Origin of the sequence: Salinimicrobium sp. 3283s (genome assembly GCF_039602225.1) — a bacterium.
Classification (GTDB): domain Bacteria; phylum Bacteroidota; class Bacteroidia; order Flavobacteriales; family Flavobacteriaceae; genus Salinimicrobium; species Salinimicrobium profundisediminis.
Genome location: NZ_CP143631.1, coordinates 1,722,654 through 1,743,532 on the forward strand (window position 1 = coordinate 1,722,654; position 20,879 = coordinate 1,743,532).

The 20,879-nt window shown below is 43.4% G+C and carries 22 protein-coding genes and 2 tRNA genes; 16 read left to right on the forward strand and 8 right to left on the reverse strand.

Translation table 11 applies throughout. The features are described 5' to 3' along the window. The first annotated feature begins 55 nt into the window (after positions 1 to 55). The 8 genes from VS868_RS07550 (at position 56) to VS868_RS07585 (ending at position 6,719) form a co-directional block, all read left to right on the forward strand. A complete protein-coding gene (locus tag VS868_RS07550) occupies positions 56 to 946 on the forward strand; it encodes an AraC family transcriptional regulator (protein ID WP_266070846.1) in 891 nt (296 codons plus the stop codon). 94 nt (positions 947 to 1,040) lie between these two features. Beyond that, positions 1,041 to 2,072, forward strand: a complete 1,032-nt coding sequence (hemH, locus tag VS868_RS07555; protein WP_266070845.1) for a ferrochelatase — start codon at positions 1,041 to 1,043, stop codon at positions 2,070 to 2,072. A gap of 55 nt (positions 2,073 to 2,127) precedes the next feature. Further along, positions 2,128 to 2,406: a hypothetical protein gene (locus VS868_RS07560; protein ID WP_266070844.1), complete on the forward strand. Its 279-nt coding sequence runs from the start codon at positions 2,128 to 2,130 to the stop codon at positions 2,404 to 2,406. Next, complete coding sequence (locus tag VS868_RS07565; RefSeq protein WP_266070843.1) at positions 2,396 to 2,689, forward strand: type II toxin-antitoxin system RelE/ParE family toxin; 294 nt, start codon at positions 2,396 to 2,398, stop codon at positions 2,687 to 2,689. Before VS868_RS07560 ends, VS868_RS07565 begins: the two co-directional genes overlap by 11 nt. A gap of 1 nt (position 2,690) precedes the next feature. Beyond that, positions 2,691 to 3,239: a CopD family protein gene (locus tag VS868_RS07570; RefSeq protein WP_266070842.1), complete on the forward strand. Its 549-nt coding sequence runs from the start codon at positions 2,691 to 2,693 to the stop codon at positions 3,237 to 3,239. Positions 3,240 to 3,323: 84 nt separating this feature from the next. Beyond that, positions 3,324 to 4,733: an ATP-binding protein gene (locus VS868_RS07575; protein WP_266070862.1), complete on the forward strand. Its 1,410-nt coding sequence runs from the start codon at positions 3,324 to 3,326 to the stop codon at positions 4,731 to 4,733. A 6-nt stretch (positions 4,734 to 4,739) separates the two neighbouring features. After that, positions 4,740 to 5,522, forward strand: a complete 783-nt coding sequence (locus tag VS868_RS07580) for an enoyl-CoA hydratase-related protein (protein WP_266070841.1) — start codon at positions 4,740 to 4,742, stop codon at positions 5,520 to 5,522. Between the two features lie 123 nt (positions 5,523 to 5,645). After that, on the forward strand, positions 5,646 to 6,719 hold the full coding sequence (locus tag VS868_RS07585; RefSeq protein ID WP_345599824.1) for a PA0069 family radical SAM protein: 1,074 nt from the start codon (positions 5,646 to 5,648) through the stop codon (positions 6,717 to 6,719). On the opposite strand, the gene VS868_RS07590 is transcribed toward VS868_RS07585, so the two are convergent. The 3 genes from VS868_RS07590 to VS868_RS07600 all read right to left on the reverse strand — a co-directional run bounded on the left by VS868_RS07590 (position 6,716) and on the right by VS868_RS07600 (position 8,728). Beyond that, entirely contained in the window at positions 6,716 to 7,384 is a 669-nt protein-coding gene (locus VS868_RS07590; protein WP_266070840.1) for an HD domain-containing protein, read from the reverse strand. The genes VS868_RS07585 and VS868_RS07590 overlap by 4 nt on opposite strands. Positions 7,385 to 7,405: 21 nt before the next feature. After that, positions 7,406 to 8,146: a lysophospholipid acyltransferase family protein gene (locus tag VS868_RS07595; RefSeq protein ID WP_266070839.1), complete on the reverse strand. Its 741-nt coding sequence runs from the start codon at positions 8,144 to 8,146 to the stop codon at positions 7,406 to 7,408. A gap of 171 nt (positions 8,147 to 8,317) precedes the next feature. Then, positions 8,318 to 8,728: a BrxA/BrxB family bacilliredoxin gene (locus VS868_RS07600; RefSeq protein WP_266070838.1), complete on the reverse strand. Its 411-nt coding sequence runs from the start codon at positions 8,726 to 8,728 to the stop codon at positions 8,318 to 8,320. Between the two features lie 147 nt (positions 8,729 to 8,875). Between VS868_RS07600 and VS868_RS07605 the strand changes: the two genes are divergently transcribed. Continuing rightward, positions 8,876 to 9,601: a TerB family tellurite resistance protein gene (locus tag VS868_RS07605; RefSeq protein ID WP_345599744.1), complete on the forward strand. Its 726-nt coding sequence runs from the start codon at positions 8,876 to 8,878 to the stop codon at positions 9,599 to 9,601. A gap of 4 nt (positions 9,602 to 9,605) precedes the next feature. Here the strand turns inward: VS868_RS07605 and VS868_RS07610 are convergent, their stop codons facing one another. Continuing rightward, a complete protein-coding gene (locus VS868_RS07610) occupies positions 9,606 to 11,894 on the reverse strand; it encodes a TonB-dependent receptor (protein WP_345599745.1) in 2,289 nt (762 codons plus the stop codon). Positions 11,895 to 11,997: 103 nt separating this feature from the next. On the opposite strand from VS868_RS07610, the gene VS868_RS07615 reads away from it, so the two are divergent. The 3 genes from VS868_RS07615 to VS868_RS07625 all read left to right on the forward strand — a co-directional run bounded on the left by VS868_RS07615 (position 11,998) and on the right by VS868_RS07625 (position 13,876). Beyond that, on the forward strand, positions 11,998 to 12,657 hold the full coding sequence (locus VS868_RS07615; RefSeq protein WP_345599825.1) for a metal-dependent transcriptional regulator: 660 nt from the start codon (positions 11,998 to 12,000) through the stop codon (positions 12,655 to 12,657). Beyond that, positions 12,657 to 13,478, forward strand: a complete 822-nt coding sequence (locus tag VS868_RS07620; RefSeq protein ID WP_266070835.1) for a ZIP family metal transporter — start codon at positions 12,657 to 12,659, stop codon at positions 13,476 to 13,478. The genes VS868_RS07615 and VS868_RS07620 overlap by 1 nt, the downstream gene beginning before the upstream one ends. 131 nt (positions 13,479 to 13,609) lie before the next feature. After that, positions 13,610 to 13,876, forward strand: coding sequence for a hypothetical protein (locus VS868_RS07625; protein WP_345599746.1), 267 nt, complete (start codon positions 13,610 to 13,612; stop codon positions 13,874 to 13,876). Between the two features lie 13 nt (positions 13,877 to 13,889). On the opposite strand, the gene feoB is transcribed toward VS868_RS07625, so the two are convergent. The 3 genes from feoB to VS868_RS07640 all read right to left on the reverse strand — a co-directional run bounded on the left by feoB (position 13,890) and on the right by VS868_RS07640 (position 17,004). Then, positions 13,890 to 15,989 carry a ferrous iron transport protein B gene (feoB, locus tag VS868_RS07630; RefSeq protein ID WP_345599747.1) on the reverse strand — a complete coding sequence of 700 codons (2,100 nt, stop codon included), beginning with the start codon at positions 15,987 to 15,989 and terminating at the stop codon, positions 13,890 to 13,892. Between the two features lie 2 nt (positions 15,990 to 15,991). Further along, positions 15,992 to 16,222 (reverse strand): FeoA family protein, encoded by a 231-nt coding sequence (locus VS868_RS07635; protein ID WP_265165116.1) that lies wholly within the window; start codon positions 16,220 to 16,222, stop codon positions 15,992 to 15,994. Between the two features lie 95 nt (positions 16,223 to 16,317). Then, a complete protein-coding gene (locus tag VS868_RS07640) occupies positions 16,318 to 17,004 on the reverse strand; it encodes an SCO family protein (RefSeq protein WP_266070832.1) in 687 nt (228 codons plus the stop codon). A 153-nt stretch (positions 17,005 to 17,157) separates the two neighbouring features. Between VS868_RS07640 and rseP the strand changes: the two genes are divergently transcribed. Both rseP and VS868_RS07650 read left to right on the forward strand, forming a co-directional pair. Beyond that, on the forward strand, positions 17,158 to 18,525 hold the full coding sequence (gene rseP / locus VS868_RS07645; protein ID WP_345599749.1) for an RIP metalloprotease RseP: 1,368 nt from the start codon (positions 17,158 to 17,160) through the stop codon (positions 18,523 to 18,525). A gap of 112 nt (positions 18,526 to 18,637) precedes the next feature. Then, positions 18,638 to 20,098: a bifunctional UDP-sugar hydrolase/5'-nucleotidase gene (locus VS868_RS07650; RefSeq protein ID WP_345599750.1), complete on the forward strand. Its 1,461-nt coding sequence runs from the start codon at positions 18,638 to 18,640 to the stop codon at positions 20,096 to 20,098. A 24-nt stretch (positions 20,099 to 20,122) separates the two neighbouring features. Here VS868_RS07650 and VS868_RS07655 read toward each other — a convergent pair whose 3' ends face one another. Next, on the reverse strand, positions 20,123 to 20,491 hold the full coding sequence (locus VS868_RS07655; protein ID WP_266070829.1) for a DMT family protein: 369 nt from the start codon (positions 20,489 to 20,491) through the stop codon (positions 20,123 to 20,125). A gap of 161 nt (positions 20,492 to 20,652) precedes the next feature. On the opposite strand from VS868_RS07655, the gene VS868_RS07660 reads away from it, so the two are divergent. Further along, positions 20,653 to 20,726: transfer RNA gene (locus tag VS868_RS07660), tRNA-Asn, on the forward strand. A 57-nt stretch (positions 20,727 to 20,783) separates the two neighbouring features. After that, a tRNA-Asn gene (locus VS868_RS07665) sits at positions 20,784 to 20,857 on the forward strand. Positions 20,858 to 20,879: the final 22 nt, after the last annotated feature.

The following is a 20,879-nucleotide window of genomic DNA, read 5'->3' on the forward strand; positions in this document are numbered from 1 at the left end:
AGCTTTTTAGTTTAGAACGTTTCTAAATAGAAGCTGCTAAAAAACCGATTTTGTCATGCAGGAAAATGTCGCTCAAAGTACCTTTGAAAAGACCCGTCTTGAAGAAGGTTTTTACTTGCTCAGGTTTCAAAACCCGTCAAAGGAGCGGGTAAAGATTCAGCGGAATATCAACAGTAATTTTATACAGTTTCACTTCTCAGGAAAAGGAGAAGGAAGGTTCTTTTTCAACAATGGGAACTACAAGATCCCGCTGCTTGAAGAGAATGCGTTGCTGCTGTACAACCCTAAAAGAGACCTGCCAATAGACCTGGAATTACAGGCTGGGAGCTGGGTGATCTCTATTGTTATTTCCCTTAAGAAATTTCATGCCCTCTTTTCTGAAGATGCCGGTTACGTGAGTTTTCTCAGCCTTGAGAATCGCGATAAGCAATATTATAAAGACAGTCCGCTCACGCCGGGTATGGTGATTGTTTTAAACCAAATTGCCAATTACAATGTGGTGCCCAGTATCAAAAACCTCTATTTTAAGGCGAAAGCTTATGAATTGCTGAGCCTCTATTTCAACCGGTCTGAAGAACCTAATGTGGAACAATGTCCTTTTTTAAGTGACGAAGAGAATGTGCTTAAAATTAGAAAGGCAAAAGAAATTATTATTGCCAACATGGCCGAGCCACCTTCGTTACAGGAGCTTTCACGGGAAATTGGCTTAAGCCTTAAAAAATTAAAAGAAGGCTTTAAACAAATATACGGCGATTCGGTTTTCAGTTTTTTATTTGATTACAAAATGGAATCGGCCAGAAAACTACTTGATTCGGGTGAATTTAATGTGAATGAGGTAGGTTTAAAAGTGGGATATAGCACCTCAAGCCACTTTATCGCAGCTTTTAAAAAGAAATTCGGCACTACCCCAAAAAAATATCTCATGTCGCTTTCTTCGGAAGCTTAAACTATAAGTTTCTTCAATAGAACTATTTTTTTAGAGCTTTTCTGAAGCTTTTTAGCCGAATTTAATAATCGTATTTTTGCTTCAAATTTAACAGATGAGTAAAGGAGTATTATTGGTGAACCTGGGTTCGCCCGACAGTACAGATCCGGAAGATGTAAAGAAATATCTGGATGAATTCCTTATGGATGAAAGGGTAATTGATGTTCCTTATTGGGCACGCACCCTCCTGGTACGCGGAATTATCCTGAATACCAGGCCCAAGAAATCGGCTGAAGCTTATAAGAGAATATGGTGGGAGGAAGGTTCTCCTCTTATTGTACTTTCTGAAAGACTTCAGGAGAAAGTTGATGAACTTACTTCTGTGCCAATTGCACTGGCCATGCGTTATGGGAAGCCTTCTATAAAAGCGGGTCTCGAAGAGCTGCATGAAAAAGGGGTAGATGAGGTACTGATCTTTCCATTGTATCCGCAGTTTGCCATGGCTACTACCGAAACCATCCTGGTGCTGGCAGAAGAGCTTCGGAAAAAGCATTTTCCGCAGATGCAGTTTACTTCAGTTCCTGCTTTTTACAATCACGATGATTACATTCGTGTGCTAAGCACAAGTATTTCAGAATCTTTAAAAGGGGTAGATTTTGATCATCTTTTGTTTTCTTACCACGGGGTTCCAAAAAGGCATATTAGAAAAAGCGATATCACTAACTCGCATTGCAAGATAGATGGCAGTTGTTGCCAGACCCCTTCGGCAGCACATCAATTCTGCTACCGTCACCAGTGTTATGAGACCACAAAGCTGGTAGCCGAACACCTGGGGCTCGAAAAGGGCAAATATTCAGTCTCATTTCAGTCCAGGCTTGGGTTTGATCCCTGGTTGCAGCCATATACCGACCGTACTATTGAGAGAAAAGGGCTTGAGGGTGTGAAAAACCTTGCTATTGTATGTCCTGCCTTTGTTTCCGATTGTTTGGAGACGCTGGAGGAGATCGCTATGGAAGGAAAAGAGATCTTTGAAGAAGCCGGGGGCGAGAAATTCACCACGGTGCCCTGTTTAAACGATCGCGAGGATTGGGTGAAAGTCCTCTCCCGCTGGATTGATGAGTGGGCGCACCAGAATGCAGCCGTATAATGCCATTTTTGACACCTTAGCTTTAGAATGGGCTTTTCATTATCTTTGATATACTATGGAAAAGGATAAGTTAAAATTAGAACTTCTGGAAAAGATAATCGCTTGTGAGAATGAGGTTATTTTAAAAAAGGTAGAAGAATTACTCTTTGGAGTTTCTGAAGCCGGTGAAGAGTATGGCCTGGATGCATATACAGAACTTTCTCAAGAATTAAGTATTTCTGCCGAACAGGAGGAGGAGTTGATGAGGAGGTACGAAGATCATCTTCAAAGCAGAGGTAAATCATATACGTGGGAAGAAGTCAAAAAGAATCTTAACGATTCTTATGAATTATAAAGTGAAATTCCGGGAGGAGGCTCAGCGAGATTTGTTCAAAGCATATTCATGGTATGAAGATCAAAAGAAAGGTTTAGGAGATGAATTTACTTCTGAAGTTGAAAACACTACCGAATATTTGAAGACAAATCCTGAAGCTTTTCAACTAAAAAGGAAGGGATTTAGAGAAATTGGTTTAAAAAAATTTCCATATGTGATGATTTACAGGTTGACAGGCACTTTGGTGCTTATCTTTGCCATCTTCCACACACACCTAAACCCCAATAAAAAACCTTCAGCATAAATTGGAATACTACAATTACATCAAGTCGCTGCACCTCATTTTTGTGATCACCTGGTTCGCCGGACTTTTTTATATTCCGAGGCTGTTTATTTACCACATCGAAGCCCTTGATAAGCCCGAACCTGAAAAGAGCATTTTAAGCGATCAATTAAAGATCATGACCAGGAGGTTGTGGTATATCATCACCTGGCCCTCGGCTGTACTCGCTACTTTGTTTGCAGTATGGCTGCTTATCCTGATGCCAGACTGGCTCCAAATGCCCTGGATGCACGTAAAACTTACTTTTGTGTTGCTCCTTTTTGCCTATCATGGCAAAAGTCATCACATCTTTAAGCAACTGCAAAGTGATAAAGCTACCTGGACTTCTAACCAAATGAGGCTCTGGAATGAAGGGTCAACTCTTATCCTGTTTGCGGTAGTATTTCTTGTTATTCTTAAAGATGCGTTTAACTGGATCTTTGGCTTAATAGGCATCTTTTTACTTGCTGCAATGTTAATGCTGGGAGTGAAAATGTATAAACGCATACGCACAAGAAACGAAGGGCATTAGAACGGTTCAATTATTGTTGCGTATTTTGGCATTTTAAAACCATCTTTTTTGAAGTTTTCTTTAAGAACCCGAATATTCCTGTCTATGATTGTGCTGGTGCTGCTGGCGTCAATCCTTATTGGAGGAATAACAGTGCTGCAGTACAAGCAGGAAGCCCAGGATTATCATAAAGAAAGGCTTGAGCGCAAAGAAGAGGCAATAAGAGAGCATATCAAGTTCGTAGTAGAGAGTACTACCTATGAAGTTAGTGAAGAAAATCTCTACCTTATTTTAAAGGAACGGGACAAGATTCATGAGATTTCCCAGGTGCACAATATGCCTATTAATATTTACAGTCTTGAGGGAGATCTCATCTTAAAATCAAACCAGTCTTTTTTCCCCGACACCACCGATCTTCGGCTGAGTAATAGTGTGCTTGAACAGCTGGAATCGTCCTCGAGAAAGAGGATCATTCGGCAAACAGTCAAAAATGACAAAAGATTTCAGTCTTCTTACACCTATATTACCGACAATAAATTCAGGCCCCTGGCCATTCTCAACCTGCCGTATCTCGAAGATGATTACTTCATCACCCGCGACCTTAGAAACTTTCTTGTAAAGCTTACCGAGGTGTACTTGTTTATGCTGGTGCTGGCAATATTACTGGCTTACTTCCTTTCCAAATATATTACCCGCAGTTTAAAAACAGTTTCGGAAAGGATACATCAAACCCGGCTCGACAAGAAGAACCAAAAGATTGAGATTGGCAATGTAAGTGAAGAGATCTATACGCTCGTGGCGGCATATAATTCAATGATCGACGAGCTGGAAGAAAGTGCAGCCAAACTGGCTACCAGTGAGCGCGAGCAGGCCTGGCGCGAGATGGCAAAACAGGTGGCGCACGAGATCAAGAATCCGCTTACCCCCATGCGTTTAAGCGTGCAAAGCTTCCAGAGAAAATTTGATCCCAACGATCCGCAAATGCAGCAAAAGGTAGACGAGTTCAGCGATACCTTGATCACGCAAATCGATACGATGAGCTCTATTGCTTCGGCCTTTTCAAATTTTGCCAAGATGCCGGCGCAGCAAAATGAGACGCTAAATGTTCCAAAAATAGTAAAACTGGCACTCGATATTTTCAATGAAGATTACATCCTTTTTTCTTCGGAAAAAGAAGAAATAGTGGCCAAGTTTGATCGTACTCAGCTTATTCGGGTAGTCACAAACCTTGTGAAAAATGCGGTGCAGGCTGTAGAAAAAGAGGAACATCCGGCGGTGCTGGTAACGGTGACCCAGGAAGAAGACCGTGCCTGCCTAATAGTGTCAGATAATGGGGTGGGAATTTCCGAAGAGAATAAAGAGAAGGTCTTTGAGCCCAAGTTCACCACCAAATCCAGCGGAATGGGTCTGGGCCTCGCCATGGTGAAAAACATAGTTGAAAGTTGTGGCGGAAGCATTGAGTTTTCGTCTAAATTAAATAAAGGCACTATCTTTAAGGTGCATTTTCCAAAATAGTTAATTATGAATTTTGAAAATATTCTGTTCGAAGAGAACAACAACATTGGCTACATTACCATTAACCGCCCAAAAAAGTTAAACGCCCTCAACAAAGCTACCATAGAGGAGCTTAACGAGGCTTTTGAATCGGCCAGGGAAGACCACGATATTAAAGTGATCATTCTCTCCGGAAGCGGCGAAAAGGCTTTTGTTGCCGGTGCCGATATTAGTGAATTTGCTGAATTTTCTCAAAAAGAAGGTCGGCGTCTCGCGGCTGAAGGTCAGGAGAAATTATTTGATGTGGTTGCCAATTTTCCAAAGCCGGTGATCGCTGCAATAAACGGATTTGCCCTTGGCGGCGGCCTCGAACTCGCCATGGCAGCACATTTTAGGATTGCCAGCAACAAAGCTAAAATGGGATTACCTGAAGTTTCTTTGGGAGTAATTCCAGGTTATGGAGGTACGCAAAGATTGCCGCAGCTGGTGGGCAAAGGCAGGGCTATGGAAATGATTATGACAGCAGGGATGATAGATGCGCAACAGGCGTTAGATTACCAGCTCGTAAACCACGTTACCGCACCCGAAGATCTCATTCCGCTTGCTGAAAAAATTGCAGGAAAGATCATGAACAATTCTATGGTGGCAATTTCGGCAGCTATACGGGCTGTAAATGCCAATTATGAAGTGGGAGTTAATGGATTTGAAGTGGAAATTGATGGCTTCGGAAGCTCTTTTGGAACCGAAGATTTCAAGGAAGGAACTTCAGCATTTTTAAACAAAAGAAAGGCTGATTTTCCCGGGAAATAATTTAGATATCAGATTTTAAATATGAGATTTGAGAAAAGGCTTCGGGCTCATCCGGAGCTTTTTTGTTTTAATTAACTTTGGAGTTTATCCATTTATTCGGAAAAAATCCTATTTTTGACCCTTATGCAGGGGAACGAGTTTATCAAGGGAAGAGGGGCGCAACATCAGGTAAAGAACAGGTTTGATGCGCTTTCTTATGAAGTTCGCAATGATTTTTTAAACTACTGTGCGGCAGAAGGAGAAGAGGCAACTTCTTCAAAAACCTCTTTTATTGATACTTTTCCCAAGACCATAGTAAATAAAGTGACCAGTCCCGATGTGGGGATGGAATATTCCCTAAACCCATACCAGGGCTGCGAACACGGGTGTGTATACTGCTATGCGCGAAATTCTCACGTGTATTGGGGGTATGGGGCGGGCCTTGATTTTGAAAAGAAGATCCTGGTCAAGAGGAATGCGGTGGAGCTTTTAGAGCAAAAATTGCGCAGTAAAAGCTGGAAAGCGGCTCCCATTGTGCTTTCGGGAAACACAGACTGCTACCAACCTGTAGAACGCAAACTTGAGATTACCCGAAAGTTGTTACAGGTATTCCTCAAGTACAAGCATCCGGTCGGCATAATTACTAAGAATGCTTTAATTCAGCGGGATGTGGAGCTTCTGGCAGAACTTGCAAAGGACAACCTTGTTCGGGTGAATCTTTCCATCACCTCTTTGGATGAACGTACGCGGCAACTCCTGGAGCCCCGTACCGCAAGTATTAAGAAAAGACTTCAAACCATAGAAGTGATGAAATCGCATGGTATTCCGGTAAGCGTGATGATGGCTCCTATAATTCCATCTATAAACAGTCATGAGATCCTGCCCCTGGTCAAAGAGATTTCAGAAAGAGGAGCCTACGGAGTGGGATATACGGTGGTACGACTGAATGGGGCTATTGGAGAGGTATTTTCAGAATGGATTAGGAAGGCCATGCCGGGAAAGGCAGATAAAGTGTTGCATCAAATTGCAGAATGCCACGGCGGAAATCTCAACGACAGTCGCTTTGGAACCCGAATGAAAGGAGATGGAAACATAGCCGACCAGGTGGCGCAGCAGTTTGCTATTGCCCGAAAGCTTTACCTTAAAGACAGGGGGCGCCCGGTTTTAAATTGCGATTTGCACGAGCAGTATAAAGATGGCCAGATGAAGCTGTTCTAAAAATGCCATTTTTGAGAGGGTAGTCCCCACTCTTTATAGAATTGCTCAAGAAACCCGACCATAAAATCATGACGTTCTTCGGCTAATTTTTTTCCCGTCTTGGTATTCATCCTATCTTTAAGCAGGAAAAGTTTTTCGTAGAAATGATTTATTGTTGGGGCTGAAGAAGCTTTGTACTCTTCTTTGCTCATGTGGAGATTCGGTTTTACATCGGGATCAAAGATGGGCCGGCCCTTGTGGCCGCCATAATTAAAGGTACGGGCAATTCCAATGGCGCCAAGAGCGTCGAGGCGATCGGCATCCTGTACTACATCAAGTTCGGGAGAGCGAAATTCTTGTGCTTCATTTCCTCCTTTAAAGGAAATCCATTTGATGATGTTCTCTACATGAAGAATATCATCTTCGCGCACCTGTTGTTCGTGTAAGAATTGTCGTGCAATTCTGGGGCCTATAGTTTCATCGCCGTTATGGAACTTGGAATCGGCAATGTCGTGAAGCAGGGCGCCAAGCGCCACGATAAACCCATCTACTTCTTCGGAAGCGGCAATGATTTCGGCATTTTTGAATACCCGTTCAATATGGAACCAGTCGTGACCGCCTTCAGCATTTTTCAATTTTTCCTTAACGAAATCAACAGTATTGGCAATGATCTGGTCTTTATTCATAAGGTGTTAAAAATGGCATTTTTAGATGATGTCGGCGGTAATGCTGCGTTCAACCTGGGCCACAAGGGCATCGGGAGTATCTGATTTTGCTGAAACCGGTTCGTGAACCTTAAGCTTGAGGTGAACGCCTATGCCCATGGGAAAGCTTCCGTAGCGAAACAATTTCCAGCTGTTGTTGATGGTAATGGGCACAATAACGGCTTCAGGCATTTTTTTGATGAGCAGCTGCAAACCCTGGACGGCAAATTTTTTGGGAGCCCCGGTGCGGCTGCGGGTTCCTTCAGGAAAAATAACTGCCGATCTATTATTCTGGTTGAGGTAATCGGCAAATTTGCTCATTTTTACCAGAGCCTCGCGACCATTTTTTCGGTCTATAAGAAGATTTCCGCCGTGACGAAGGTTATAGGAGATACTCGGAATCCCCCTGCCCAGCTCTTTCTTACTCACAAATTTGGGATGATGTTTCCTGAAATGCCAGATGATAGGCGGAATATCGTACATACCCTGGTGGTTTGCCACGAAGATACACGGTCTGTCTGTAGGCAGGTTATATTCATTCTCTATGCTGAAGCGGGTGCCAAGAACATTGAGGCAGCGCAGCAAAAAGAAATTAAAGATGTCAACGCTCTTTTTGTGGGGCTGATATCCTCCCAGGTTAAAACATAACCATTGTATGAGGTGGAATACCAGCAGGTTGAGAAAAAAGAAGGTGTAAAAAACTACCGACAGCGGGTAGGAAAGGATCTTTTTGAAAGTTTTCATTTTCACTTGCTTGCAAAGGCTGCAATTTCTGCATTTAATTCCTGCCGTGCAAAACAGAATTCAGGCAGCATGGATTATTTCAGGATATTTGTTGTACTTCAGGTAATGGCACAAAAAAACCTGTCAAAAATGACATTTTTGACAGGCTGTACTTTCAGTAGCTAACAGTTCTTAGCAGAATTCGTTGTAAGCTTCAGTAAGATTATCAGCGATAAGTTCGGCAGGGCGACCTTCAATGTGATGACGCTCCAGCATGTGCACCAATTCGCCATCTCTAAACAAAGCCATAGAAGGTGAAGATGGAGGGAACGGTACCATATAATCGCGGGCCTTTTCTGTAGCTTCACGGTCTACTCCTGCAAAAACAGTGACCAAATTGTCTGGTCTCTTGCTGTTTTGCAAGCTTATTCTTGCTGCAGGACGGGCATTTGCCGCGGCGCAACCGCAAACAGAATTCACCACCACCAGGGTAGTACCTTTTCTGGCAATTGCCTCATCAACCTGCTCTACTGTATGTAATTCTTCAAACCCAACACTGGTGAGATCCTCACGCATTGGCTTAACTAATTCGGGTGGATACATATATCAATTTTTTTTCGTTAAAACTAAAGACACAAAGATACCAAATAAAAGTAAGAGCATAAATTTTCGAAAGTTAAAGCCTCGCAAGCTGCTCTGCTAAAAGAAAGAAGTTGTAAAATGTTATCTTTGCAGCCCAAAAGTACCCTAATGATCAAATGGTTTGCCGCTTTTGTCGGTTTTATGTTTTATGGTATTCGTGGAGCCATCCTCGGATTTATTATAGGAAGCCTTATAGATGCTCTTACCAACCGCAAAGGCGGATTCACAATTTCGAATGAAGAGGAGCGTGTAACCCCCGGAGATTTTGAACTTCATCTCTTAACCCTGTCGGCTATTGTAATCAAGGCCGACGGGCAGGTGAGCCAGAAAGAGATGGATTATGTGCGCAATTACTTTGTCCAGGCTTACGGAAAAGATCGTGCAAATGCCGTTTTTCGCACTTTTAACGAGGTTGTAAAAGATCGTGAACTCGACGAGAGGCGGATTTCTGCATTTTTAGCAGCCCGTACACAGTATGCGGCGCGTTTACAAATAGTTCACTTCTTGTTTAGTATAGCCAACGCCGATGGCAATGTGAGCCAGGCCGAAGTCGGAAAAATAAGACAGATTGCCGGGCATTTGAGAATTGGGGCGAAAGATTTTGAGAGTCTTTATGCCATGTTCTTCAAAACTACCGATAATGCCTACAAAATTCTTGAAATTGATAAATCGGCTACCGATGCCGAGGTGAAAAAGGCCTTTAGAACAATGGCCAAGAAATATCACCCCGACAAGATTCAGCATATGGATGAAGCCTACATCAAGGGCGCCGAAGAAAAATTCCGAAAGGTGCAGGAAGCATATGAGCAAATACAGAAGGAAAGAGGCTTTTAAATATTTACTGCAGCAGCCTGTTACCAAATTTTAATCCAACAAAAATCGTTCGGGGGCGGGTGGGACCGTAAACATAATTCGCATCCCGCTCAACGCCCAGGTCAAAATCCTGCTGGTATTCGTTAAAAATATTCTGAAGCCCTGCATTTAGTTCAAGCTGAAATTCATCGGAAAACTTGAAGATGTATGCGGTTTTAAGGTTGATCTCCATAAAGCCTTCAGTTTTTTCAAGACGATCATTTTCAATATAACCTGCGAGGTGAGGCACATACATGCTGCCTGTATAGACTCCTGAAATATTATTTTGCCACTGCTTTACAGGCGCATACGTAAGAATGAAATTTCCGTAGAGATTAGGCGATTTAAAGAAATTTTTGGCATTTTTGAGAGGTACAGAAGGATCATTACTAAATTGGACAGGAAAATCGTATTTGGATCTTTGAAGCGTGCCGCCCATTTGCAAGATCCAGTTTTCATTTGGAGCCACAACCACATCAAGATTTATTCCGTAAACATTGGCCCCTTCGCCGTTGCTTTTCTCGAAAGTGGTTTCAGAAATGCGCTCCAGAATAAACGGGTCTTGTAGCCGGGTGTAAAAAGCTTCGAGCGTGAGCCGGTAATTTTCATCTAATGTGGTTTTGTTCCATTCTGCGGAAGCCAGGTAACTATGTGAGGTTTCTGATTGAAGATCATCGGCAAATGTGACCAGGCTCACTTCTCCTGCAGCGATCCTGGCGTGAATATCTTCAGTAAAAACCTGTGGCGCCCTAAAACCCCTGGCGTAGCTGGCCCGGAATTGTAAATGTTCACTTTCAGAAAATAATAGATTTATTCGTGGGTTGAACACCACATTTTCATCGGTTGCGTTGTGAAAATCGGCACGCAGGCCACCCAGGATTTTAAATTTGCCGGTCGCCTGCCATTCCTGTTGTGCGTAGATGCCAAGAATGTTCAGGTTTTGATTGATGTACGCGTTATAACCGGGCTTGCGGTCTCGCATGAGGTTGTTCTTGAATTCAAATCCAGTAGTGAAAGTGGCGGGTGAGCCAAGGAAATTCTCCTGATCAAAAGAAAATTGTGTTCCCAGCAGGTAAGTGTTGTCCATGGAATTGCCGTAGCCCTTCAGGCTTTCTTCGGAAGTTTCTCTCTGGCCCCCATAAAAATTGTCATTTTTGGAAAGTTGGGTAGTAGCGTAAACAGAATATCTAATGTCCCTGCTCCTGGAAGAAGCCGCGTAAGTAAGCCCTCCTCCAAGCACTTCACTTGAAATCTGCTCGGAAATATCTGCTTCAAAAGGCTGAAGATGCAATTTATTGCCGCCGCGACGGAATTCGTGAGTGGTGTGAAAATCAAGACTTAGCCTGCTGCGGTCATTCGGCGTGTAAAATGATTTAAATCCGAAGGTTTTATTCTCAACGGTAGTAAGTTCGGTATATCCGTCTTCATTATGGTCATAAGGATTGCGATCCCTAAACATTCCGTAGGCATTGAGCCCGGCGTTGTAGTTGTCAGAAAGAACCGTAGTATTCATGGTAATAGCCCTGTCGCCGGCTTCGGCGTTAATGGCGGCAAGGTTTCCGGCTATTTCATAATAATTTTCCGTAGGAATTTTAGTGATAATATTTATGGTGCCGGCAATGGCATTTGAGCCATAAAGTGCCGATCCTCCGCCTCGCACCACTTCAATTCTTTCAATAGAATTGGCCGGGATTTGATCAAGCCCGTAGACACCGTTAAGGGCGCTAAAGACGGGGCGGCTGTCAATGAGGATCTGCGAATATGCCCCGTCAAGACCATTCATTCGCACCTGTGAAAAACCGCAGTTCTGGCAGTTGGTTTCCATTCTTAACCCTGGCTGAAAATTGAGTCCGTCACTAAGGCTGATAGACTGGGTGGCATTAAATTCTTTTTCAGAAGTTACAGAGACTATTACGGGAGCCGTGTGTCTAAGCTGCCCGTTACGGCTGGCGGAGATCACAACCTGGTCTAAACCGGTAACATCTTCCTGCAGGGAAAAATTCAGTTTTTGAGGGTCATGGTTAAGTACATCAAGATGTTTTTGTACAGTCTTAAAGCCTATGGCCTGTAAGATAATTTCATGGTGACCTAAGGGAGCTTTCATAAAAAATTCGCCCTTGTTGTTGGTCGTGGTGCCAATTGTGGTGCCTTCAAGATAAACATTAACGAGGGGCACAGGGTCATTTTTATAGGTTACCAGGCCGGTGATTTCTGCAGTTTGACTGTAAAGGCTCAAGCAGGATAGAAAAAGGAGTAGGGAGAAGAGTGTTTTCATCAGTATGTTTTTTTGCAAATCTTTAAACAATTTTAGGTAAGGCTAAAAATTGTTTATGATGAATAAAAAATGTAGTTTTGATACACAAAAAAACATCGCTTTTATGTTTAGTCTTTCTGAAGAGAATTACTTAAAAACCATTTTTCATCTTGAAAAAATTTACCCGGCCGGGGTGAGCACTAACGCATTGGCCGGGGAAATGGAGACCAAAGCTTCTTCGGTCACCGATATGCTGAAGAAACTCTCTGAGAAGAAACTGGTGAAATACCGAAAGTACCAGGGTGTGCAGCTGAGCGATAAGGGTCACAAGGCAGCCGTTGAAGTGATTCGGAAACACCGGCTCTGGGAGGTTTTCCTGGTGGAGAAACTAAACTTCAGCTGGGATGAGGTACACGATATTGCTGAACAGCTTGAACACATCAAATCTGAAAAACTTACTCAAGAACTCGATAAATTCCTGGAATTTCCGAAGAGAGATCCACATGGCGACCCTATTCCCGATGCTGAAGGTAACTTCAGAATTGCCAATAAGGTGCTGTTGGCCGACCTTGAGGAAGGAGAATCGGGTATATGTGTAGGCGTAAAAGATTCTTCTACCGAATTCCTTCAATACCTTGATAAAAATAATATTGCTCTTGGCAAATCGGTCACAGTTGTACACCGGGAAGCTTATGATGAGTCCCTGTTCATAAAGATCAATGATGAAGACCTGCATGTGTCTAAGAGCATTTCAAACAATTTATTTGTAAAACCTGTGGAGTAATGGATGAAATAATTGCATATTTTGAAACTTTAGATCCTGTAATGGCGGCATTTTTAGCCACTTTATTCACCTGGGGTCTCACTGCGCTGGGCGCCTCTTTTGTGTTCTTTTTTAAGACGATGAATCGTGCGCTTTTTGATGGCATGCTGGGTTTTACAGGAGGAGTAATGGTAGCGGCAAGTTTTTGGAGCCTGTTGGCACCAGGCATTGAGATGAGTAAAGGCGAAGGCTTTGAAAAAGTAGTCCCCGCAGTGGTAGGTTTTGGCCTGGGAGCGCTATTCATTTTTGGAATGGACAAGGTGTTGCCCCACCTTCACGTAAATTTTAGAATGGCCGATAAGGAAGGGGTGAAAACCCCGTGGCACAAATCGGTGTTGCTTACCCTTGCAATAACCCTGCACAACATTCCTGAAGGTCTTGCTATAGGGGTGCTGTTTGGCGGTGCTGCAATGGGGCTTGAAGGAGCCAGCATAGGTGGTGCGGTAGCTTTGGCAGTGGGTATTGGACTGCAAAACTTTCCTGAAGGCTTTGCTGTGGCCACACCGCTAAGAGGGCAGGGCATGAGCCGTTGGAAGAGCTGGAATTACGGGCAGCTTTCGGCTATTGTGGAGCCTGTGGCAGCAGTACTGGGAGCCTGGGCAGTGATGACCTTTGAGCCAATTTTGCCTTATGCCCTGTGTTTTGCAGCCGGAGCAATGATCTTTGTGGTGGTCGAAGAAGTAATACCCGAATCTCAACAGGACCGGTACACCGATATTGCTACCCTGGGATTTATTGGCGGATTTATGGTGATGATGACCCTGGATGTTGGATTGAGCTAAAATTCTGATTCTGTCATTCGTCTTTTTGATTAACAGGCAAAATTATAGAGGTACCTGCATCTTACTCTATGAGGTTCAACCCTTACGGGTAATTACAGAGCTGGTGAATAACATGAAGAAGATGTAATGATATGGGGCAGCAGGCTCGTGCCATTAATAAAAGCTTTGGAAAAACAGGTCCTTCAGCTGAAACTACTACAGATTTTCCTTTAGATCTATTGTATCAGGTTGCCTGCCACACTTTTGTAAATCGATTAGTGACAGCTTCCGCAGCCGGTGCCACAGGCTTTATCAGCCTTTTTCTTCCCGCCAAAAATGAATTTCGGTTTGTATACAAATTTGGTGAACATGTATCCAACAGCTATTGTGAAGGTGATAAAGACGAGTATTTCCTGTAGTAATTCCATAGTCTTATTTTAAAATCTGAAAGGCCAGTAAGGCTGCAACATAGGCTATCACAGTCATAGACACCAGCTGTAGCACAGGCCATTTCCAGGTGTTGGTTTCCCTTTTTACAATTGCCAGTGTACTCATGCACTGCATGGCAAAGGCATAGAATAACAGCAAACTCACACCGCTGGCAAAGGTGAAGAGCGGGCCTCCCAGGATGTGGTTGGTTTCTGATGCCATTCTGGACTTAATCGTTTCTTCCTCATCACTGCCCACGCTGTAAATTGTGGCGAGGGTGCCCACAAAAACTTCTCTTGCCGCGAAAGAACTCACAATAGCTATACCAATTTTCCAGTCGTATCCTAAAGGAGCAACCGCCGGTTCAATAGCTTTTCCAATGTTGCCAATGTATGAGTGCTGAAGTTTATATGAGGCGACTAATTCGTCAATCTCTTCTTCGGGCAGGTAGGTTTCACTGTATTTGGTTTCAACAATCTCTCTTGCATTGCTGAAGTTATCTCCCGGGCCATAACTTGCAAGCACCCATAAGATAATAGAAATAGCAAGGATGATCTTTCCGGCGCCTAATACAAAAGCTTTTGTTTTTTCCACTACATTAATTCCCACGTTCTTTAACAATGGCAATTTGTAGTTGGGCATTTCAATGACGAAATAAGACTTGCTTTTTATTTTGAGGAGCTTGTGCAATATCCAGGCCGATCCTATGGCCATTCCAAATCCGAGGAGATAAAGGAGCATGAGGGTTAACCCCTGAAGGTTGAATCCCATAAATGATTCATCGGGAATTACAAGGGCAATGATAATGAGGTAAACCGGCAACCTGGCCGAACAGGTTGTAAATGGCACAACAAGAATGGTGATAAGCCTTTCTTTCCAGTCTTCAATATTCCGGGAGGCCATTACTGCAGGAATCGCACAGGCAGTTCCCGAAACCAGCGGCACAACACTTTTTCCACTAAGCCCAAAGCGGCGCATGGTCCTGTCCATTAGAAAGACTACCCTGCTCATATATCCGCTTTCTTCCAAAATGGAGATAAACAAAAACAGGAATGCGATTTGAGGAATGAATATTACGATACCGCCAAGGCCGGGAATAATTCCTTCGGCTATAAGATCGGTAAACGGTCCCGGCGGCATTGCCGTTCTTGTGACTTCACTCAGCTTCGCAAAGGTCGCATCAATAAAATCCATTGGGTAGCTCGACCAGTCGTAAATCGCCTGGAAGATCAATAAGAGAATGGCAAAGAAGATCACATAACCCCAAACCTTGTGGGTTAAGACCCTGTCCATTTGCGCGCGCAATCCTTTGGCAGCATTAACATCCACGGTCATCCCCTTTTTCAGGACGTTGTTGATGAACTGGTAGCGCAGTATAGTTTCCTTTTGCTGCATCCTCTTAAGCGTGCTTGCGTCTTTGGTAACGAAATCTTCTCTTAGAGGGGCGCTGTTCCTGTTTACATTTCCGAAGTTGACATCCTGTGTAATTACCAGCCAAAGTTTGTACAGCGACTGGTTAGGGAATGTACTTTGTAACCTGTCAAAATACTCGGGGTCCATCCTGGATGCGTTGAGACAGGGTTCTGTAGAAATATGCCGGTAATTGATAATGTGCTCTTTCAGCTCATCTATTCCGGTGCGTTTTCTTGCACTTACAAGAACAATTTTGGTCTTTAATTCTTTTTCAAGTAAAGGAATGTCCAGTGAAATTCCTTTGCGCTTCATCCTGTCGGCCATGTTGATGACCAGGATGGTTGGAATTTCCAGATCCTTGATCTGCGTGAAAAGCAGCAGGTTCCTTTTTAAATTTTCAACATCGCTTACCACCACTGCAACATCGGGATAATCTTTATCATTTTTGTTGAGCAGCAGTTCAATCACCACATTTTCATCGAGCGAAGATGCGTTAAGACTATAGGTGCCGGGAAGGTCCAGGATATGCGCTTTTACATTGCGGGATAGCTTGCTTACGCCTTCCTTCTTCTCTACGGTGATGCCGGGATAATTTCCTACCTGCTGGTTAAGGCCGGTAAGCTGATTAAATACTGATGTTTTCCCTGTATTAGGATTGCCAATTAATGCAACATTCAATTGTTTGGCCATGACTACGGAAGAATTTCTATTTCGATGTGCATGGCGGTCTCTTTACGTATCGCCAGGTGACTGCCGTTTATGTTAAGATAAAGCGGATCCCGAAACGGGGCTGTTTGTACCAGAAGAACTTCATTTCCCGGAAGGCAACCCATCTCCAGAAGTTTTAGCGGAATTAATTCGGCTGAAATTTCCTTGATGATGCCTCGCTGGCCACGCTTAAGATCGGCAATAGTGGTGATCAATGTTTATTTAGATTGATTTTAAACAAGACAAAAATAAGGCAAAATCTACTATTAGAAAAACTTGCATCCACAAAAGATTTTTAAATGCTGTTTTCCTAATCAGATTCGGCTTCTTTGTACTCATTTTTCAGCACCTCCACATCGTGCATAAGGTCTTCAATCGCAGTGGGGTTTGTTCCGTCATAAAAGCCTCTAATCCTCTTTTCTTTATCTACCAGCACAAAATTTTCGGTGTGAATCATGTCAAAAGGGCCACCGTCACCAGTGCTTTTTGCTGCCAGGTAAGATTTTCTGGCCAGGTCGTAAATTTCTTTTTTATCGCCGGTCACGAGATTCCATTTTTCATCTATAACGCCTTTTTCATCGGCATACTTTCTAAGTACCGGCACGCTGTCATAATTGGGGATCACCGTGTGCGAAAGAAGAAGCACATCTTCATCATTTTTCAGCCTTTCCTGTATCTGCAGCATATGGTCTGTCATGATAGGGCAAATCGTTTGGCAGGTGGTAAAGAAAAAATCGGCTATATAGATCTTGTCTTTGTAAAAATCCTGCGTAATAGTGTCCCCGTTTTGGTTGTACAACTTAAAATCCTGGATGGTGTGATATTTTCGTACTTCCTGCATGGTAGAATCTACCAGTTCAATGTTTACCATACTTGGCTGGTACACGGGTAATCTTTCTGTGGGTTTTAGGATATTGTAAATGATGGTGATGATTATCGCCGACAGTACAAAAAGAAAGATTGCAAAGAATTTGTATTTCGCAAAAAAGCTAAGCATAGCATAAATTTGAATGCAAAATTACAATTCTAAAATGGCATTTTTGAACCCTAACCTTCATAAAATGAACTCCTGCTAAACCACCTGAACTTTAAACTTTTGTGAGAACCTTTAAAAGGTTACTTTTGTGCGATTTTAATTTTGCCAGAAAATATGGACCCTTTTTTTATAAAAGCATTACAATTAATACTCAGTTTATCGCTGCTTATCGTTCTGCATGAGCTTGGACACTTTATCCCGGCGAAAATGTTTGGGATAAAAGTTGAAAAATTCTTCCTGTTCTTTGATGTCAAATTTGCCATTTTAAAGAAGAAAATCGGCGATACCGTGTACGGTATTGGATGGCTTCCGCTGGGAGGTTATGTGAAAATTGCCGGAATGATAGATGAGAGCATGGACAAGGAGCAAATGGCCCAACCGCCAAAGACCTGGGAATTCCGCAGTAAACCGGCATGGCAGCGGCTAATTGTTATGGTTGGTGGGGTTACTGTCAATGTGGTCCTTGGTTTCTTTATCTATATGATGGTGGTATTCACCTGGGGTAGCCCTTACATAGCGCCCGAAGATATGCCCAATGGCTTTGCTGTAGATGATACCTTTAAAGAATTCGGTTTCCAGGATGGCGACCGCGTGCTGCAGGTAAATGGAGAAGACCTGAAGAATAGTATTGATATCAATAAATACCTCTTTTTGAGGGATGTTCAAAGCATTAGCGTTTTACACCAGAACGGGCAGGAAGAAACCATTTCGGTTCCCGAAGACATAGGTTCTCAAATGTTCGAGCAGGGCGTGATGCAGCCATTCGTTCCCATGACCATCCCGGTGCTCGACACGGTAATTGAAGGTAGCCCTGCAGATAAGGCCGGTCTTAAAAAAGGTGACCGGATTATTGCCATTAATGATTTTGAAGTTGGCTACTGGCATGAAGTGACCCGGCAAATTGAAGCCAGCAAGGGAAAAGAGCTAAGAATAGTTTATAGCCGCAATGGTGAATATGCAAGTATGGAAGTAGACGGCCAGACTGCGGGTACCATAGACGGGCAACAACAAAGTATAGCGATCACGCCCGATGAAGAAGGGAAAATTGGGGTTGCACCCGGTTCTTCAATCGAGGTGAGCAGAGAGCATTACTCATTTACCGAAAGTATATCTAAAGGTTTTGACCTTGCCTACTGGACGCTGCACGATTATGTAGCCCAGTTCAAGTATGTGTTCACCAAAAAAGGAGCCACCCAGGTGGGAGGTTTTGGCGCCATTGGCGGCCTGTTCCCCGATGCATGGAACTGGCAGGCCTTCTGGATGACCACAGCCTTTATTTCTATCATCCTGGCTTTTATGAACATACTTCCCATCCCGGCACTGGATGGTGGCCACGTGGTTTTCCTGATGTATGAAATGATCACCGGGAGAAAACCTAATGAAAAATTCATGGAATATGCACAACTGGTTGGTTTTGTCATTTTAATTGCCTTGGTCTTGTTTGCCAACGGGAATGACATCTATCGCTGGTTATTCGAATAAATTTAGCTAACAATTTTTATGAGAGGCTGTCTCAAAAGTTCTATGATCGTCACGCAGTAATGCGTAAAGCGGTCGGCAGATTTTTGAGGCAGCCTCTTCAATTTTATCCTTTATGAAAACACCTTTATTTTCTTTTACTTCGGAATACCTTCGGAAAATGGCATTTTTGGCAGGTATTTTTGTGGTTCTTTCCTGCTCTTCAGATGATTCTGCTAATTCAGAAAATCCTGTACCGCCTGAAGTAGAACCCGAAGCCGAAAGCATTGTGATCTACACCATCAATGACCCCCACGGCAAGATCCATAACTTCGGAAGGATAAAAGCCATCATCGATAAAGAAAAAGAAACAGAGTCGCAGGTGTTCTTTGTTTCGGGAGGCGATATTTTCTCAGGAAATCCTGTGGTAGATTACCACCCCGAAAAAGGATCTCCCATTGTAGACCTTATGGGCAAAGCGGGGATGGACGTCACTGCACTGGGCAACCACGAGTTTGATTACGGGCAGGAAGTGCTTCAAAAGAGAATGCTCGAAGCCGGTTTCCCTTTTCTTTGTGCCAATATTGAAAGCAGTGATTCAGGTTTTACGCTTCCGCAGGGAAAAGTGATCCTTGAAAAAGATGGTTTTGAGATCGCATTTATAAGTGTGGTAGAAACTTCTTCGGCCGATAATAAACCGCTATCTCATCCGAAGAAATTGAAGGGACTGGAGTTTACTGAAGGTGTAGATGCCATGCAGGCATATCGCAATGATTCCGAAGTAATGTCTGCCGATCTTGTGGTGGCGCTCACCCACTACGGTAGAGGCGGTGACAGGATGATTTTGGAGCAGCATGATTTTGTTGACCTGGTAGTTGGGGGGCACAATCATGCGGTATACAATGAGCAGGTGAAGGGGAGGTACATGGTACAATCGGGTTCAGACCTTGAGCTGCTTACCAAATTGAACCTTAGTGTGAAAAATGGCGAGGTGACTTCGTATACTTATGAGCTTATCGATCTCAATAAGGTCACAGAAACCGATGCTGCGATGGAAGAATTGATCGCCTCATACAATAACAGGCCCGAATTCTTTGAAGAATTAGGCACCTCCCTGCAAGATCACGACAGGAATGAAACCGCCTGCTTCTACACCGATGCCTTACGCGCTATCACCGGCGCCGATGTGGTTTTTCAGAATTATGGGGGGATAAGGGCCGGCCTTGATTATGGTAGCATCACCCCTTTTGATTTGTACACCATTGATCCTTTTCAAAACGGGCTGGACTCGTTCAAAATGACGGTAGGGCAGCTGGAGGGTTTCCTTAATGCATCTTATGCACCTTCTTTGGCGTATTCAGGGATAGTGATGGAATACAGGAATGGAAGGGTAGAGCTTGTCGCCGCCGATGGTAGTCTGCTTCCTGATGCTTCGGAAATTACTGTGGCCATGAATGATTATTTGTCTAATGTTTACGAGGAAGATTTTCAACAGCCCACTAGCACGTATGAAAAGACTACTGCGGAATATCTCATCGATTACCTGAAGCAGTACCAGTCTGAAATCAACTACGGCGACTGTAACCGCGGAATCTAGAGGTGTCAAAAATGGCATTTTTGGCTATCCTTTGAAAATGAAATAAACAGCCAGGATCAGGAAGATAAACCCTATAAGATGGTTGCTGCTGAAGGTTTCATTTTTGAAGAAGATCACCGAAAAGACCACAAATACCACAAGGGTGATGACTTCCTGAAGCACTTTTAACTGAACAAGGGAAAAAGGGCCGCCGGTACCACTGAAGCCAATACGGTTTGCCGGTACCTGGAAGCAGTATTCAAAAAAGGCGATGCCCCAGCTAATAACAATGAGCCCAAAAAGCCCCCATTTGGCTACGCCTTTCCATTCTCCAAACTTTAAATGCCCATACCAGGCAAGAGTCATAAAAGCGTTGGAGAGGACCAGTAAAAGGATGGTAGTAAGTGATTTCATATTTAAAGTTTAGCAGCGTCAAAATTATTTAAAAAGCGAAGTACTTTCCTGAATTTAACACGGGAGAAAAAACTCTGATGCGCCACTTAATTTTTTCGCACTTTGTTTAGGGAAATAGATTTTTTAAATTATATTTGCAACCGCAAAAATGGTTGCGACAGTCCTCCTTAGCTCAGTTGGTTAGAGCATCTGACTGTTAATCAGAGGGTCCTTGGTTCGAGCCCAAGAGGAGGAGCAACAATAAAAAGGGTGTTAGTGACCTTTTAAAATGACACTGAAGACATACTGAAATTCCTCCTTAGCTCAGTTGGTTAGAGCATTTGACTGTTAATCAAAGGGTCCTTGGTTCGAGCCCAAGAGGGGGAGCAAATTAAAGCCTGACAGAGAT

Bases quoted from the DNA above. Each gene is read 5' to 3' on its own strand.
- VS868_RS07550 (WP_266070846.1), top strand. From the start codon at position 56: ATGCAGGAAAATGTCGCTCAAAGTACCTTTGAAAAGACCCGTCTTGAA.
- hemH (WP_266070845.1), top strand. From the start codon at position 1,041: ATGAGTAAAGGAGTATTATTGGTGAACCTGGGTTCGCCCGACAGTACA.
- VS868_RS07560 (WP_266070844.1), top strand. From the start codon at position 2,128: ATGGAAAAGGATAAGTTAAAATTAGAACTTCTGGAAAAGATAATCGCT.
- VS868_RS07565 (WP_266070843.1), top strand. From the start codon at position 2,396: ATGAATTATAAAGTGAAATTCCGGGAGGAGGCTCAGCGAGATTTGTTC.
- VS868_RS07575 (WP_266070862.1), top strand. From the start codon at position 3,324: ATGATTGTGCTGGTGCTGCTGGCGTCAATCCTTATTGGAGGAATAACA.
- VS868_RS07580 (WP_266070841.1), top strand. From the start codon at position 4,740: ATGAATTTTGAAAATATTCTGTTCGAAGAGAACAACAACATTGGCTAC.
- VS868_RS07585 (WP_345599824.1), top strand. From the start codon at position 5,646: ATGCAGGGGAACGAGTTTATCAAGGGAAGAGGGGCGCAACATCAGGTA.
- VS868_RS07590 (WP_266070840.1), bottom strand. From the start codon at position 7,384: ATGAATAAAGACCAGATCATTGCCAATACTGTTGATTTCGTTAAGGAA.
- VS868_RS07595 (WP_266070839.1), bottom strand. From the start codon at position 8,146: ATGAAAACTTTCAAAAAGATCCTTTCCTACCCGCTGTCGGTAGTTTTT.
- VS868_RS07600 (WP_266070838.1), bottom strand. From the start codon at position 8,728: ATGTATCCACCCGAATTAGTTAAGCCAATGCGTGAGGATCTCACCAGT.
- VS868_RS07605 (WP_345599744.1), top strand. From the start codon at position 8,876: ATGATCAAATGGTTTGCCGCTTTTGTCGGTTTTATGTTTTATGGTATT.
- VS868_RS07610 (WP_345599745.1), bottom strand. From the start codon at position 11,894: ATGAAAACACTCTTCTCCCTACTCCTTTTTCTATCCTGCTTGAGCCTT.
- VS868_RS07615 (WP_345599825.1), top strand. From the start codon at position 11,998: ATGTTTAGTCTTTCTGAAGAGAATTACTTAAAAACCATTTTTCATCTT.
- VS868_RS07620 (WP_266070835.1), top strand. From the start codon at position 12,657: ATGGATGAAATAATTGCATATTTTGAAACTTTAGATCCTGTAATGGCG.
- VS868_RS07625 (WP_345599746.1), top strand. From the start codon at position 13,610: ATGGGGCAGCAGGCTCGTGCCATTAATAAAAGCTTTGGAAAAACAGGT.
- feoB (WP_345599747.1), bottom strand. From the start codon at position 15,989: ATGGCCAAACAATTGAATGTTGCATTAATTGGCAATCCTAATACAGGG.
- VS868_RS07640 (WP_266070832.1), bottom strand. From the start codon at position 17,004: ATGCTTAGCTTTTTTGCGAAATACAAATTCTTTGCAATCTTTCTTTTT.
- rseP (WP_345599749.1), top strand. From the start codon at position 17,158: ATGGACCCTTTTTTTATAAAAGCATTACAATTAATACTCAGTTTATCG.
- VS868_RS07650 (WP_345599750.1), top strand. From the start codon at position 18,638: ATGAAAACACCTTTATTTTCTTTTACTTCGGAATACCTTCGGAAAATG.
- VS868_RS07655 (WP_266070829.1), bottom strand. From the start codon at position 20,491: ATGAAATCACTTACTACCATCCTTTTACTGGTCCTCTCCAACGCTTTT.